Origin of the sequence: Streptomyces sp. NPDC048257 (genome assembly GCF_043201855.1) — a bacterium.
GTDB lineage: Bacteria > Actinomycetota > Actinomycetes > Streptomycetales > Streptomycetaceae > Streptomyces.
On sequence record NZ_JBICZI010000004.1, the window covers coordinates 384,302 to 399,014 of the forward strand.

Genomic DNA, 14,713 nt, shown 5'->3' on the forward strand with positions numbered 1-14,713 from the left:
GCATGTCCTGTCCTTGGCGTTTGCCGTAACCGATCCTACGATGGACTTTGTCTAAGTCAAGTAAGCATCCAATTCCGCACTGATTCGGGAGTTACACCGAATCACCTCACTGTTAGGCTGATGTCTATGAGTGACCTGCTGGATCGACTTCGCGGACGCGGCTGGCGCATGACGGCGCAGCGGCGCGTCGTGGCCGAGGTGCTCGACGGTGACCACGTACACCTGACGGCGGACGAGGTGCACGCGCGCGCGGTGGCCAAACTGCCCGAGATCTCCCGCGCGACCGTCTACAACACCCTGGGCGAGCTCGTCACCCTCGGCGAGGTGCTGGAGGTCTCCACGGACCGCCGCGCCAAGCGGTACGACCCGAACGCCCACCGGCCCCACCAGCACCTGGTCTGCGCCCAGTGCGGCGCCATCCGCGACGTGCACCCGGCGGGCAACCCGCTGGCCGACCTGCCCGACACGGAGCGCTTCGGCTTCACCGTGTCGGCGGTCGAGGTGACCTACCGCGGCGTCTGCCCGAACTGCGCGGGCGCCTGAGCGCACCCACGCGAAGGGCCCGGACCCCCAGGGGGGGCCGGGCCCTTCCGCGTTCGACTTCTGTTCGCGCTCTTGGCAGGCGGAAACGACTCAGGGCCCGGATCCATAGGATCCGGGCCCTGAGTCTTCAGTAGCGGGGACAGGATTTGAACCTGCGACCTCTGGGTTATGAGCCCAGCGAGCTACCGAGCTGCTCCACCCCGCGTCGGTAAACCCAACGTTACGTGAAGGCCCCCGGCAGATGCAAATCGGTTAACCGGCCAGCCCCCGGTGCAGGAGGGCAGTCAGTGTCTCCACCACCTCGTCGTCGTCGAGTCCGGCCCCGCCGGTCATGGCGGCGTACCCCAGCATCGAGATCATCGCCCCCATCGCCGCGGCGACCAGCTCGGGGTCCCCGGGGAGCTCACGGCCCTGTTCGCGCATGTACGCGAGGTGCTCGCGCAGCGGCGCGGTGTCCCCCGTGAGCCGCTCCCAGGCCTGCCCCGCGCCGGGCGGCTCGGCCATGGACTTCTGGAAGAGGGCGACCACGACGGGCAGATGATCCCGGAAGATCCGCCACGTGGCCGCTACATGGGTACGCAGCTGCGCACGGTCGGCGAGGTCGTGTTCGCGGGGGTGATCGTGGGCGCCGACCTCCACGTCCACCTGGGCCCCCATGTCCGCGAGCAGCGCGTCCAGCAGTTCGTCCTTGCCCGCGAAGTGCTCGTAGAACGACCCGGTGGACCGGCCGGCGGCCTTGGTGATGTCGGTGATCTTCGTCTGCGCGTAGCCGCGCTCCAGGAAGAGCGCCCGCGCCGCCTCCTTGAGCGCCGCCTCCGTGCCGGCCGCCCGCTCCTTGCGCACTCCCACCGCGATCCCCGTTCCCACTTGACGCCGTCTTGTCGCTCTCATCATACTGAACCGAGTTTCACCGAATCAAAGTTCAGTGAATGCAAATTCAGCGAAGGGTCTGACATGCGTGTCTCAGTCATCGGGGGCGGAGTCGCCGGAGCGGCGAGCGCGATCGCCCTGCGCCGCGCGACCGGCGCGGAGGTCACGGTCCACGAGGCGTACGAGGACCCGGCCGGGCAGGTGGGCTCGTTCCTCAGCCTCGCCGTCAACGGGCTGCGCGGGCTGGACTCGCTGGGCTGCCTCGCCGAGGTCCAGGCCGCCGGGTTCCCGGTCGCCCTGCAGCGGATGTGGTCGTCCTCGGGCAAGCTCCTCGGGGAGGTGCCCCGCGGTCGGCGCGCCTCGGACAGCCTGCACAGCACCACGCTGCTGCGCGGGCGGCTGGTGGAGGTCCTGCGCGCCGAGGCGGTCCGGGCGGGGGCCCGGATCGAGACGGGGCAGCGGGTGGACCCGGCGGACCTGGACGCGGACCTGGTGGTGGCGGCCGACGGCATCTGGTCGGCCACCCGCTCCGCGCTGGACCCGGCGGCGCCCCGGGTCCGGTACGCGGGCCTCTACAGCGTGTCGGGAGTTTCCGAGGGCGTTCACCTCACCCCCGGCACCTACCACTTCGTCTTCGGGCGCCGCGGGGCGTTCCTGTGCGTCCCGGCGGCCGACGGCACGGTCTGGTGGTCGGCCCAGGTGCCGGCGCCGGAGCCCCCGGACCCGGCGGAGGTCACCCGGGGCCTGCTGGCGGAGCTGTACGGCAAGGAGGAACTGCCGCTGTCCCTGATCCGGGCGGCGACCCGCGTCGACCGCCCGATGCCGATGCACCGGCTGCCGGACGTTCCCGTGTGGCACGACGGACGGACCGTGCTGATCGGCGACGCGGCCCACCCGGTGGGGGCCGGGCAGGGCGCGTCGATGGCGATCGAGGACGCGGTGGCCCTGGCGAGCTGCGTGTCCTCGGTACCGGGCGTGGGCCACGCCCTGGCCGAGTACACCCGCCTGCGCCGCCCCCGCGTCGCCCGTATGACCCGGGCCGCGGCGACGAACCGCGACTCGAAGACGCCGGGCACGGTCCAGCGCCGCGTCAACGACCTGCTGATGCCGCTGGCCTTCCGCCACGTCTACGCCCGCTCCACCTCCTGGCTCTACCGCTGAGAGCCGGAAGGGACGGCCTAGGCCGAGAGTTCCTCGGCCAGCGCCTCGCGGAGCCGGGCCGCGCGTTGCGAGACCTCGGCCGGGCCCAGTTCCATGGCGCGGACGCACCACTTCTGGCCCTCCGCGAGGTCTCCGTGCCGGGCCGCCAGCAGGCCGAGGCGCAGGGCGGCGCGGCCGTGGCCCGCCACCGCCGCGCGGGTCCACCACAGGGCGGCCTCCGGCTCGTTCCCCTCCCGGGCCAGCAGCAGCCCGAGGTTGAACGCCCCGTTGCGGGAGCCCGCCTCGGCCGCCTCCCGGTACCAGCGCGCGGCGACCGCCAGGTCACCGCGGGCGGCGGCCAGCATGCCGACGCGCACCTGGGCCCGGCGGTGCCCCAGCTCGGCGGCCCGCTCGTACCACTCCTCGCTCTCGGTGCGGGGGGCGCCGCCCACCGGCTCGCCCAGGGCCACCGGCTCCGGCGGCGGGGCCAGCGACTCCAGCAGCGCGGCCAGGCGGAACGCCGCCTCCGCGCTGCCGCCGCCGGCCGCGCAGCGCAGGTGCCGCTCGGCCGCCCGGTCCTCCCCGTCCCGCACCAGCGCGATGCCGACCTGCAGCGCCGCGTCGGTGTGACCGGCCGACGCGGCCCGCTCGTACCACTTCAGCGCCGTCCGGTCCTCGTCGCGGCTGGCGAACAGGATCCCGAGGTTGAAGGCGGCGTCCACGCTTCCCGCCTCCGCCGCCTTCGAGAACCACGGCTCCGCGCCCGCCGCGTCCCCGACCTGGAGCAGCATGATGGCCAGCGCGTTGGCCGCCTCGCGGTGCCCGGCGTAGGCCGCCCGCCGGTACCACTGCTCGGCCTGCGCGGTCCGGTCCTGTGCGACGCACAGCAGAGCAAGGTTGTACGCCCCGTTTTGATCGCCCGCGTCCATGGCGGTCCGGTACCAGCGCTCCGCGGTCTGGGTCTCGCCGCGTGCGGCGTGCAGCGCGCCCAGCGCGTTGGCGGCGTTGCCGTCGCCGTCCTGCGCCGCCCGGTGCCACCACACGGCCGCGCTCTCCTCGTCGCCCGCGTCGCGCAGCAGGAAGCCGAGCGCACACGCGGCCCGCGCCTCCCCCTGCTTGGCGGAGGTCAGGTACCAGCGCCCGGCCTCCTTGAGCTCGCCGCGCGCCTCCAGCAGGGCGCCCAGGTGCAGCGCGGCGCGCCGGTGCCCGCGCGCGGCGGCCTGCCGGTACCACTGCTCGGCCTCGGCGGGGTCGCCCTTGCGCAGGTGCCTCGCCAGCCGGTACGCGGCTTCGCGGTGCCCCTGTTCGGCGGCGGCGCGGAACCAGCGCTCGACACCGTTGTCCCCGCGGTGCTCCAGCAGGTCGGCCAGCCCGTACGCGCCCAGCGCGTGGCCGGACTCGGCCGCCTGCCGCATCCAGTACTCGGCGGCGGGCTCGTCCCCGCGTTCGCGGAAGTAGCGGCCGAGGGCGTGCGCGGCGGGGGCGGATCCGGCGACGGCGGCGACCCGCCACCAGTCGGCGGCCTCTTCGGGGTAGCCCCGCTGGTGCAGCAGCACGCCGAGGTTGTTCGCGGCGGCGCGGTCCCCTTCGCCGGTGGCACCCCGCAGGTAGGGCTCGGCGCCGTCGAGGTCGCCGCGGCGCAGCAGCAGCGCACCGAGCACGCTCATGGCGCCCGGGTCGCCCTTGTCGGCGGCCACCCGGTGCCGGGCTTCCAGCTCGGCGTCACTCGCCGCGTCGGTCTCGGCGAACATCTCCTCCGCGAAATCCGCATCGGTCAGTGCGGTCTGCGCGTCGACGACCGGAGCCGCCCCCTCGGCCTCTGTGCCCGTTCCGGACTCCGCCCTCACAAACCGCCCTGTCTCCAGCAGAGTTGACCTGTCCCCCATAAATCCCATCGTCGCATCACCTGCTACCCGCGTACACCTGGTATGTCGCAGCCAGTGAGGTCACTACAGCGTTTTGTCGACATGCCCACAGTGGGGTAAGTCAAACACGCTCCACCGACAACTCACCCTCCCCGGCTACCGCGTGTCCGCCCCGGGCATGACGAAGGCCCGGATCCATGGGATCCGGGCCTTCATCTTCAGTAGCGGGGACAGGATTTGAACCTGCGACCTCTGGGTTATGAGCCCAGCGAGCTACCGAGCTGCTCCACCCCGCGTCGGTGAAACCACAGTATCACGACGCGGGGTGGAGCCATTACCCATTGATCACGGGCTCGCCGGACTGGGCGTCGCCACCTTCGCTTCCGCGTCGATCGCCCGCTTCAGCGCCGCCTTGATCTCTTCCTGCGCCTTGCCGAAGGCCGCCCAGTCGCCGGCCTGCCGGGCCTTCTCCGCGTCCTCGACGGCCTTCTGCGCGTCGCCGAGGGCCGCCTTGACCGTGGGGTCCTGGATGGTCGGTGGCGTGACGCTGCCGTCGCCCGGCGGCTGGACCGGGGGCACCGGCGTGGTCGGGGCCTCGGCCCCGAAGACCACGTTCAGCGCCTTCTCCAGCGTGTCCTCGAAGGCGGTCTGGCCGCCGTAGGTCACGAGCACCTTGCGCAGCAGCGGGTACTTCAGGCCGGAGCTGCGGACGTAGACCGGCTCCACGTAGAGCATGCCGCCGTCGAGGGGCACCGCGAGCAGGTTGCCGTACTCGATCTCCGAGTCACCACCGCGCAGCAGGCGGATCGACTCGGCGATCTTCGGTTCGGACTGGAACTTGCTCTGCACCTGACCGGGGCCGTCCGGCGGCTTGCTCGTCGGCATCTTCAGAATGCGGATCTTGCCGTAGTCCGGGGTGCCCGGATCGGCGTTGACCGCCATGAAGGCGCTCAGGTTGGGACGCTCGTTCGGCGTGAACGTCGTGGTGAGCGAGAAGACCTGGTCCTTCTCCTTCTGGCCCGGCATCTTCATCGACAGGTAGTACGGCGGAACCGCCGTACCGGCCTTGGTCGTCGGGTCGTCCGGGACCGCCCACGCCTCACTGCCGCTGAGGAAGGTCTGCGGGTCCGTGACGTGGTACCGGGTCAGCAGCTCGCGCTGGACCTTGAAGAGGTCCTGCGGGTAGCGCAGGTGGTCCATGAGCGGCTTGCCGATGTCCGCCTTGGGCTTCACCGTGCCGGGGAACGCCTTCATCCAGGTCTTCAGGACCGGGTCCTCGGTGTCCCACTGGTACAGGTCGACCGAGCCGTCGTACGCGTCGACGGTGGCCTTCACCGAGTTGCGGATGTAGTTGACCTGGTTCTCCTGGGCCACCACCGCGCGCTGGCTGTTGGTCAGCGAGTCCGCGGTGCTCTGGCCCAGCGTGGTGCGCGAGGCGTACGGGTAGCCGTTGGTGGTGGTGTACGCGTCGACGATCCACTTGATCCGGCCCTGGATCACGGCCGGGTAGGGCGCGCCGTCGATGGTCAGCCACGGTGCGACGGCCTCGACGCGCTGCTTGGGCGTGCGGTTGTAGAGGATCCGCGAACCGTCGCCGATTGCGCCCGAGTACAGGATCTGCGGCTCGTTGAAGGTGAGCGCGTACGCCGCCCGGTTGACCGGGTTGTCGAGGTTGACGCCGGAGCCGCCCTTGTAACTCGTCTCCTTCTCGCCCTTGTCGTCCGAGTAGTCGAGCTCCTTCTGCGGCCCGCCGACGATCGAGTACTGCTTCGTCTGCTCGCCGTAGTAGATGCGCTGCTCGAAGTCCGTGCCGAACATGCCCTTGGAGGGGAGGTCGGACTGGGTGAAGTCGGGGGCGCCCTGGTCACCGACGGTGGTGCCCTTGGCCGCGACCACGCCGTAGCCGTGGGTGTACTTGAAGTGGTCGTTGATCCAGTTGTTCTTCGGGATGCCGCCGATGTTCAGCTCGCGCAGCCCGATGACCGTGTCCTGGCCGCTGTACCGGTCCACGGCGAGCGTGGACGGGAAGGCGTAGTAGCCCTTGACCTGCTGGAGCTGCTGGAAGGCCGGCGAGACGATGTTCGGGTCGAGGATGCGGATGCTGGCCGTGGTGTCGGCCTGCGGCCGCAGCTTGCCCCGGTCCTCCGTCTGCGGGGAGCCCGGATAGTCCGTGACCTCGGAGCCGGCGATGCCGTAGGCGTCGCGCGTGGCCTTGATGTTCTTCTGGACGTACGGGGATTCCTTGGCCTGCTCGTTCGGCTGGACCTGGAACTTCTGCACGATCGCCGGGTAGAGCCCGCCGATCAGGATCGCCGAGAGCACCATCAGGCCGAAGCCGATGACCGGCAGCTGCCAGGTGCGGCGCCACAGCGTCGCGAAGAACAGCACGGCGCAGATCGCGGCGATGGCGACGAGGATCGTCTTCGCCGGGAGGTAGGCGTTCGCGTCGACGTAGCGCAGGCCCGTCCAGTTGTCGGCCGCCTTGAAGTCGCTGGACTTCACGGCGAGGCCGTACCGGTCGAGCCAGTAGGCGACCGCCTTGAGCGTGACGAAGAGTCCCAGCAGCACCGACAGGTGCCCGGTCGCCGCCGCGGTGGCCCGGGCGCCCGGGCTGGTCACGCGCAGTCCGCCGTAGAGGTAGTGCACGACGGCCGCGGCGATCACCGAGAGCACGACCGCGGCGAAGCCGAAGCCGAGCAGGAAGCGGTACCAGGGCAGGTCGAAGGTGTAGAAGGACACGTCCATGTGGAACTGCGGGTCCTTCGTACCGAAGGTCACCCCGTTCACGTACATGAGCCAGGTCTTCCACTGACCGGCCGCCGAGGCGCCGGCGATGAGGCCGACGAGCACGGCGATGCCCAGGAGCAGCCACCTCTTGTACGGGGCGATGCTCATCCGGTAGCGGTCGAGGCTCTGCTGCTCCATCGACATCGCGCTGAGCGGCGGCCGCAGCCGGTGGGCCAGCCAGATGTTGAAACCGACGGCACCGGCCATCAGCAGACCGAACACGGCGAAGAGGCCGATCTTGGTCCACAGCGTGGTGGTGAAGACGGTGGAGTACTTCACGGAGCGGAACCAGAGCCAGTCAGTCCAGAAGCCCGCGAACATGATGAAGAGCATGGCCAGGACGGCCAGCACGCCCAAGGTCATCAGGAGAGTTCGGGCCCGCCGGGAGGGGCGTCCGACTCTCATCCGTGGCCCGGAAGGGCCTCCGCCGCGGTCCGGCATCTGGAAAGCCAAGGTGCGCACCTCGAAAGTCGCTGAGTCTGGTAATGAACGGGCCCCCGATCGTAGAGCCCACTCATGCAACTTACTGAGGCTTTGGTCAGTTCCCGGTATCCGGTGGAAAGGAGGCAGGATGTTGCCCATGTCCAACCTTTCGCCTTCCCCCGGCACCCCCATGGCGGCCAGTCCGCTGACCCGCGCCTGCCTCGAGATCGACGAGTACGCGGCCGGTCTCGGCTGGGACAAGCCCGCGCGGCTCTTCGCGCTCGTCGACACCGCCCGGCTCAAGAAGCAGGAGCCGCGGCTGGCGGGCCAGCTCGGTCTCGACCAGGACGACGCCGGCAAGTCCTCCCTCACCCCGATCGAGCAGGACGAGGTCCCGAAGGGGACCCCGCTCGACAAGTTCCTGGGCACGATCGCCTGGCCCGACGCCGTCGTCGGCTGCGCGCTGACGGTGGAGCGGCTGATGCTGCCGCCGTCCGCGGAGGCCTCCGTGCCGGAGGGCCTGAACGACAAGCAGCTGTCGAAGTGGGTCGCCGGTCACCCGGAGCGGCAGGAGGTCCGCCTCACCGTGGCGGTGCTGCGCGACGGCTCGCGCGAGTCGGCCGTACGGCTGCGCGAGAAGGACTCCTCGACGGAGGTCCTCACCGGCTCGGGCCTGGTGCCCGGCCTGGCGGAGGCCCTGGCGGCGACCTTCTCGTAGGTCCTGTCCTCAGGGGGGCGGAGCGGTCAGGGCTTGGTGCTGCACTGCGGCAGCCCTGCCGTGTCCCCCTTGCTGATCTTCTCCAGCGCCTTCGTGGCGTCGTCGATGGTGGCGACCTTGACCAGGGTCAGCCCGTCGGGCACGTGGGAGGCGGCGGAGGAGCAGTTCTCGGCGGGCGTCAGGAAGTACTCGGCGCCGGCCTGGCGGGCGCCGATGGTCTTCATCTGAATGCCGCCGATGGGGCCGACCTTGCCCTCGTCGGTGATGGTGCCGGTGCCCGCGACGAACTTCCCGCCGGTCAGGTCCTCCGGGGTGAGCTTGTCGACGATGCCGAGGGCGAACATCAGACCGGCGCTGGGGCCGCCGACGTCGGCGAGCTTGATGTCGATCGTGAACGGGAAGGTGTGGTCGGTGCCGGCGCGGATGCCGACGATGGCGTGCCCGTCGTCCTCCGCCTTGCCCGCGGTGATCGTCACCTTCGAGGAGCCGGTGGCCTCGTGGTTCGCCTTCGCCGCCTCGGCCGCCTCCTTGGCGGGCACGATGGTGAACTCCACCGGCTCGTCCGGCTTGTGCTTGGTGACCAGCTTGGCCACGTCCCCGGGGGCGGTGACGGCGGTGCCGTCCACGGCCTTGATCACGTCACCGGCGTGCAGCCGGCCCTCGGCGGGGCTGTCCTTGACCACGGTGGAGACGATCACCCGGGCGGTGACCGGGATGCCGAGCTGCTTCAGGGCCGCCACCTTGGCGCTCTGCTGCGACTGGCTGAACTCCTCGGCGTTCTCCTGGGTCGACTGCTCCTCGGTCTTGCCGTCCGGGTAGAGGTTCTCGTGCGGGACGACGATGTTGTCGCCTGCCAGCCACCCGTACACCGCCTCCACCAGGCTCATGTCGTAGTCCGCGCCGGTGACGCGGACGGTCGTCATGTTGAGGTGACCGCTGGTCGGGTACGTCTTGCGCCCCGAGATGTTGAGGACGGGCTCGCCGTGCGAGTTCCCGAGCGTGTTCACGGTCGGGCCGGGGCTCATCTCGGAGTACGGGACCTTGATGAACAACCCTGCGCAGAGCAGCGCGAACAGCACCAGGGTGGAGGCGAGCATCGTCGCGGTGCGGCGTGGCATGGATCCGACAGTACGGGACGGCCTTGGAGGGCGGCCCTCGGGGCCGGTCCGTACGGGGTCCCGACGCGAAACTCTCAGCGGAATCTCACGGTCGGCGGGGAGGCGGCGGCGGAATCCGCGGCGGACCGGAGCGGGACGGCCGCGGAGCGTCAGACGGCGTCGGAGGCGGAATGGGCGGAGCGGGAGGCATGTGCGTCCGCCTTCACCCCGGCCTGATCGGCATTGGCCATGGCTTCACGGAAGCGCGCATAACCCGCGAGCTCGGATATGTCACCCTGTGTGCGGTCGCGTGCCGCCCAGCTGCCCCATATCGCCGCTCCGATCGCGGCGGACAGCGGAATCAGCAACCACGCCAAAGACGCCATGGGCGTGCCTCCCTACCCCGAAGTACGTTTCGTTGGTGGCTTCAACGCTCGTGCCCGTGGGGGGGTTACGCAAATCGAGGGCGTGTTGCGCGGCCGAACGGGTGCGAGGGTACCGCCTTCCGGGTGCCGCTCCTTGACCGGGGGTTCAGCAGGCGCCGACCCACTCCTCGGTGCCGTCGCCGAAGGTCTGGTGCTTCCAGATCGGGACCTCGTGCTTGAGGTCGTCGATCAGCATCCGGGCGGCCTCGAAGGCCTCGCCGCGGTGCGGGCAGGACACGGCCACGACGACCGCCAGGTCGCCCACGGCCAGGTCACCGATGCGGTGCACGGCCGCAAGGGCCCGGACCGGGAACTTGGCCACGACGCGCTCGGCCACACGGCGCATCTCGATCTCGGCGGTCGGGTGGCAGGAGTAGCCGAGGGATTCGACGTCCGCGCCGCTGTCGTGATTGCGCACCGTGCCGACGAAGAGGGTCGTACCGCCCGACGCGTCGTCGCCGACGGCCTGGAAGACCTCGTCGATCGAGAGGGCGGTCTCGCGGATCTGGAGCAGCCGGATCGGGTCCGAAGCGGCCTGCTCACCGGGGTGGTCGAAGTGCGGTGCCATGTCTTCATCGTGCCCTAGCCGCTGACAGGGCGAAATAGCAGATTCGCCCGGGGCGGGGCCGCGGTCTTGGGAGCCTCCTACAGGGCGGGCCCGCGGAAGCCCGCGGTCCGCCCGGCCGGACGGACCGCGGGTCCGGTCAGATCCCGCGCCGCTTGCGCGCCAGGCGGACCGCGGCGGCCGCACCCAGCAGGGCCACGGTGGCGCCCGCCGCACCGGCGGCCGTGGCGGCGTCCCTGCGGCCCAGCCGGCGGCCCGCGACCGTGTGGCGGCCCGAGACCTCCTGGAGGAGCTCGGCGAGCACCTCCTCGTTGGTCCAGCGCGGCCGCCAGCCCGCCGCGTGCAGCCCGCTGACGCTGACCACCCAGGGGTGCATCGTGTACGCCAGGTCCCCGGCCGGGGACGGGGTCAGGCCGATCCGGTGCAGCCGGGCCGCCGCACCCAGTGCGACCGCCGAGGGGAGCTCCATGCGGCGGATGCCGCTCAGCTCCTCGACCTCCTCCTGCTCCAGCCAGCCCTCGCAGCCCACGGCCAGCTCGCCCTCGACCTTCTCCAGGGCCGCGTACTCCAGGGCGCTGACCAGGTCGTCCACGTGGCAGAACTGCCAGGTGGGACGGGAGCCCGCCACCACGAGCAGCCGCGGGGACTCGAAGTACCGGGTCAGGGCGGTGTCCGTCCCGCCGACCAGGACGGCCGGGCGGATCACGGTGACGTTCAGTCCGGGGTGTGCGCGCGGGGCGCGGCGGCCGAGGCGTTCGATCTCCAGCAGGTCGCCGACGCCGGTCGCCTCGGCGGTGGCCCGCAGCTCGGAGTCCTCGGACAGCGGGATGTCGTTGTCCGGCAGGGCCCCGTAGACCATGGCCGAGGTGCAGAGCACGACCCGGTGCACGCCGGCCGCGGCGGCGGCCGTGAGGACGGTCTGGGTGCCGCGCACGTTGTACGCGGTCCGGGCGGCCGGGTCCGTCTCCAGGTCGAGGTCCAGCGCGAGGTGGACGACGACGTCCGCGCCGCGCAGCTTCTCGGCGATCGCGGGGTCCCGTACGTCGAGGATGTGCCACTGGGCGGCCGGGCAGTCCCCGCGCCGCTCGTCGATGGCGACGACCTGCTTGACCTCGTCGGAGGCGGCCAGGCGGCTCACCAGCGCGGCGCCGACACCGGACGCGGCGCCGGTCACGGCGACCACGGGGCTGCGCCGGCGGATGCCCGCCGGGTTTCGCGGCTGGCGAACGCCCGCGGCGCTGTCACCGTGCTCGGAGCTGTTTTCGTCGTCGGGCATCGCGCGAAACTGCGGATCTGGGGAACTCACCGGGCGTCTCCAGCGGTTGTCTTCAGTAGGGACGCGCCGTGACGCGTACCCACCAGGTGATGTCCATCCTGCCGCAGCCCAGGAGTCGGCGGAGCACCGAGCCCGGATGCGGCCGCGGTGTCTACGCTGGGTGGTGTTGTCGGACCATTGCCCGTCGGCTCCCGCCGGCGGCCCTACGAGCCGAGGAAACCCGTGAGCGACACCCCATTCGGATTCGGCCTTCCGCCGGAGGAGCCGGAAAACGGCGACGAAGGCAAGAAGAAGGGCAACCAGGGCGGTCAGGGCGGCCCGGCGAATCCCTTCGGGTTCCCCGGCATGGGCCTGCCGGGCGCCGCGGGCACCCCCGGCGCGGATAACCCGTTCGCCGCGATGTTCGGTTCGATGAACCCGAACGACCTCGGCGCCGCCTTCCAGCAGCTCGGCCAGATGCTGAGCTACGAGGGCGGTCCCGTGAACTGGGACATGGCCAAGGACATCGCGCGCCAGACCGTCGCGCAGGGCACCTCGGACGGTGTGAAGGACACGAGCGTCGGCATCGCCGAGAAGGCCGCCGTCGAGGAGGCCGTGCGCCTCGCCGACCACTGGCTGGACGGTGTGACCTCGCTGCCCTCGGGCGCCACGACGGCCGTGGCATGGAGCCGCGCCGAGTGGGTCGAGGCGACCCTCCCGGTGTGGAAGGAGCTCGTGGACCCGGTCGCGGAGCGGGTCGGCGCGGCCATGGGCGGGGTCCTGCCCGAGGAGATGCAGGCCGTGGCGGGCCCGCTGCTCGGCATGATGCGTTCCATGGGCGGTGCCATGTTCGGCCAGCAGATCGGCCAGGCCGTCGGCACCCTCGCGGGCGAGGTCGTCGGTTCGACGGACATCGGCCTGCCGCTGGGTCCGGCCGGGAAGGCCGCGCTGCTTCCGCTGAACATCGAGGCCTTCGGCAAGGACCTGGGCGTGCCTTCGGACGAGGTGCGGCTCTACCTGGCCCTGCGCGAGGCGGCCCACGCCCGGCTCTTCGCCCACGTGCCGTGGCTGCGCTCGCACCTGTTCGGCGCGGTCGAGGGCTACGCCCGCGGCATCAAGGTCGACACCTCGAAGCTGGAGGACGTCGTCGGCCAGCTGGACCCGTCCAATCCGGAGCAGCTGCAGGAAGCGCTCCAGGGCGGCATGTTCCAGCCGCAGGACACCCCCGAGCAGAAGGCCGCCCTGGCCCGCCTGGAGACGGCGCTCGCGCTGGTCGAGGGCTGGGTCGACGCGGTGGTGCACGAGGCGGCCAAGCCCCGGCTGACCTCGGCGGACGCGATGCGCGAGACCATGCGGCGGCGGCGCGCCTCGGGCGGCCCGGCCGAGCAGACCTTCGCGACGCTGATCGGCCTGGAGCTGCGCCCGCGCCGGCTGCGGGACGCTTCGCGGCTGTGGGCCTCGCTCACCGACGCCCGCGGGGTGGACGGCCGGGACGGCCTGTGGGAGCACCCGGACATGCTGCCGACGGCCTCCGACCTGGACGACCCGGACGGCTTCGTGCACCGCGAGCAGCTGGACTTCTCCGAGATCGACAAGATGCTCGGCGAGGCCGCCGAGAAGCGCGAGCAGGACGGCGACGAGAAGAAGTGAGCCTGCACGAAGACGCCGTCCTCGTACTGAAGGCGTACGAGGACCAGCCGGAGCTGCGCGAGCTCTACCTGGAGCACCTGGCGGCCCACCCGGACGGGGTCTACAAGCCCTGCGGGGCCGGGCACGTCACGGGCAGTGCGCTGGTGATCGACCCGGCGCGGGGGCGCGTACTGCTGACCCTGCACAAGAAGCTCGGCATGTGGCTGCAGATGGGCGGGCACTGCGAGCCCGGTGACCGGAGCCTCGCCGACGTGGCGCTGCGCGAGGCCCGCGAGGAATCGGGCATCGCGTCGGGGCTGACCCTGCTCGACGGCGGACCGGTGCGCCTGGACCGGCACGCGATCCCGGCTCCGTGCCACTGGCACCTGGACGTGCAGTACGCCGCGCTGGCTCCGGCCGATGCGGTGGCGGAGATCAGCGAGGAGTCCCTGGACCTGCGCTGGTTCCCGTACGGGCAGGTGGCGGCGGTGGCCGACACGTCCGTCGTACGGCTGCTGGAGGCGACCCTGGCCCGGCTCGGGGGCTGAGCGGCGCGCGGCCGCTGACGCGGACGCGGACGCGGCGAAGGGGCGGTCCCTGGTGGGGCCGCCCCTTCGCCGTCGCCTGGAACGTCAGTTCCAGGCGTTGTTCTGGTTCTGCGCGTGGGAGCCGTGCTGGCCCATCCCGAACTGCGCGGCGACGCCCTGGCCGAGCTGGGCGTTCTGCGGCGGCAGCACCTCACTGGGCTGCACCAGCGCGAAGCCGGTGCCGAGGAAGCTCAGCTCCCAGCCCTCGCCGGTGTTGCCGCGCCGCCGCCACACCCCGCTGGAGTGCGTCTGGGCCTGCATCTGCACCCGCAGCGAGGTGGACCAGGCGACGATCGCGTCCGCGTCGACGTTGACGTACTTGTCGGGCGTCACGTGCATCATCAGCGGCTGCCCGGAGGTCATCAGCGCGACCTTGCCGCGGCCGGTGATGTTGAGCTGGTACTTGCCCGAGCCGGAGATCCCGTACTGGCTGTCCACCGCGATGACCTCGGTGTGCAGGGTGGAGTCCAGGGCCAGCACGTAGCTGCTGTCGACCGTGAGGCCTTCCTGGTCCACGTCCACGTCCACGACGTGGACGTACTGGGCCAGGTTGGCCAGGTAGACCGTGCCCTGCCCGGAGCAGCGCATGAGGTCCAGGCCCTCGCCGGTGCGGCGGCGGGCATTGCGCTGGCCGGTGCTCTGGTACTCCCCGTCGAAGTCGATGAGTCCCTGGTAGGCGACCATCGCGCCCTTACGGGCGAGCACGTCGTCGGAGCCGGTCAGCGAGACCCGCAGCAACTGCGGGTTCTGGATGGCGTACCGCTCCTGCGACTGGGCCTCGGCGTGGGCGAAAAGTGTGCTCTGCATGA

Annotated in this window: 13 protein-coding genes and 2 tRNA genes; 5 read left to right on the forward strand and 10 right to left on the reverse strand. The window is 71.3% G+C overall.

Translation table 11 applies throughout. The annotated features are described in order from the left end of the window. The first annotated feature begins 126 nt into the window (after positions 1–126). A complete protein-coding gene (locus ACGFZK_RS12340) occupies positions 127–543 on the forward strand; it encodes a Fur family transcriptional regulator (protein WP_393848789.1) in 417 nt (138 codons plus the stop codon). A gap of 131 nt (positions 544–674) precedes the next feature. On the opposite strand, the gene ACGFZK_RS12345 is transcribed toward ACGFZK_RS12340, so the two are convergent. Then, positions 675–748, reverse strand: a tRNA-Met gene (locus ACGFZK_RS12345). A gap of 47 nt (positions 749–795) precedes the next feature. Then, positions 796–1,392 carry a TetR/AcrR family transcriptional regulator gene (locus ACGFZK_RS12350; protein WP_393848790.1) on the reverse strand — a complete coding sequence of 199 codons (597 nt, stop codon included), beginning with the start codon at positions 1,390–1,392 and terminating at the stop codon, positions 796–798. Positions 1,393–1,497: 105 nt separating this feature from the next. Here ACGFZK_RS12350 and ACGFZK_RS12355 point away from each other — a divergent pair, with 105 nt between their 5' ends. Then, positions 1,498–2,574 (forward strand): FAD-dependent oxidoreductase, encoded by a 1,077-nt coding sequence (locus ACGFZK_RS12355; protein WP_393848791.1) that lies wholly within the window; start codon positions 1,498–1,500, stop codon positions 2,572–2,574. A 17-nt stretch (positions 2,575–2,591) separates the two neighbouring features. Here the strand turns inward: ACGFZK_RS12355 and ACGFZK_RS12360 are convergent, their stop codons facing one another. From ACGFZK_RS12360 to ACGFZK_RS12370, 3 genes are all read right to left on the reverse strand, one after another. Then, positions 2,592–4,448, reverse strand: a complete 1,857-nt coding sequence (locus ACGFZK_RS12360; RefSeq protein WP_393848792.1) for a tetratricopeptide repeat protein — start codon at positions 4,446–4,448, stop codon at positions 2,592–2,594. Between the two features lie 192 nt (positions 4,449–4,640). Then, positions 4,641–4,714: transfer RNA gene (locus tag ACGFZK_RS12365), tRNA-Met, on the reverse strand. Positions 4,715–4,763: 49 nt separating this feature from the next. Then, positions 4,764–7,646: a UPF0182 family protein gene (locus tag ACGFZK_RS12370; protein WP_393848941.1), complete on the reverse strand. Its 2,883-nt coding sequence runs from the start codon at positions 7,644–7,646 to the stop codon at positions 4,764–4,766. 130 nt (positions 7,647–7,776) lie between these two features. On the opposite strand from ACGFZK_RS12370, the gene ACGFZK_RS12375 reads away from it, so the two are divergent. Continuing rightward, entirely contained in the window at positions 7,777–8,346 is a 570-nt protein-coding gene (locus ACGFZK_RS12375; protein ID WP_393848793.1) for a PPA1309 family protein, read from the forward strand. 26 nt (positions 8,347–8,372) lie between these two features. Here ACGFZK_RS12375 and ACGFZK_RS12380 read toward each other — a convergent pair whose 3' ends face one another. The 4 genes from ACGFZK_RS12380 to ACGFZK_RS12395 form a co-directional block, all read right to left on the reverse strand. Then, entirely contained in the window at positions 8,373–9,464 is a 1,092-nt protein-coding gene (locus tag ACGFZK_RS12380; protein ID WP_393848794.1) for a PDZ domain-containing protein, read from the reverse strand. Between the two features lie 149 nt (positions 9,465–9,613). Beyond that, positions 9,614–9,829, reverse strand: a complete 216-nt coding sequence (locus ACGFZK_RS12385; RefSeq protein WP_393848795.1) for a hypothetical protein — start codon at positions 9,827–9,829, stop codon at positions 9,614–9,616. A gap of 145 nt (positions 9,830–9,974) precedes the next feature. Beyond that, entirely contained in the window at positions 9,975–10,436 is a 462-nt protein-coding gene (locus ACGFZK_RS12390) for a molybdenum cofactor biosynthesis protein MoaE (RefSeq protein WP_393848796.1), read from the reverse strand. A 136-nt stretch (positions 10,437–10,572) separates the two neighbouring features. Beyond that, entirely contained in the window at positions 10,573–11,739 is a 1,167-nt protein-coding gene (locus ACGFZK_RS12395) for an SDR family oxidoreductase (protein ID WP_393848797.1), read from the reverse strand. Between the two features lie 192 nt (positions 11,740–11,931). Between ACGFZK_RS12395 and ACGFZK_RS12400 the strand changes: the two genes are divergently transcribed. Both ACGFZK_RS12400 and ACGFZK_RS12405 read left to right on the forward strand, forming a co-directional pair. After that, positions 11,932–13,338, forward strand: coding sequence for a zinc-dependent metalloprotease (locus ACGFZK_RS12400; protein WP_393848798.1), 1,407 nt, complete (start codon positions 11,932–11,934; stop codon positions 13,336–13,338). After that, entirely contained in the window at positions 13,335–13,865 is a 531-nt protein-coding gene (locus ACGFZK_RS12405; protein ID WP_393848799.1) for an NUDIX hydrolase, read from the forward strand. Before ACGFZK_RS12400 ends, ACGFZK_RS12405 begins: the two co-directional genes overlap by 4 nt. Before the next feature lie 84 nt (positions 13,866–13,949). Here ACGFZK_RS12405 and ACGFZK_RS12410 read toward each other — a convergent pair whose 3' ends face one another. After that, positions 13,950–14,711, reverse strand: coding sequence for an AIM24 family protein (locus ACGFZK_RS12410; RefSeq protein ID WP_393848800.1), 762 nt, complete (start codon positions 14,709–14,711; stop codon positions 13,950–13,952). Between the last annotated feature and the right edge of the window lie 2 nt (positions 14,712–14,713).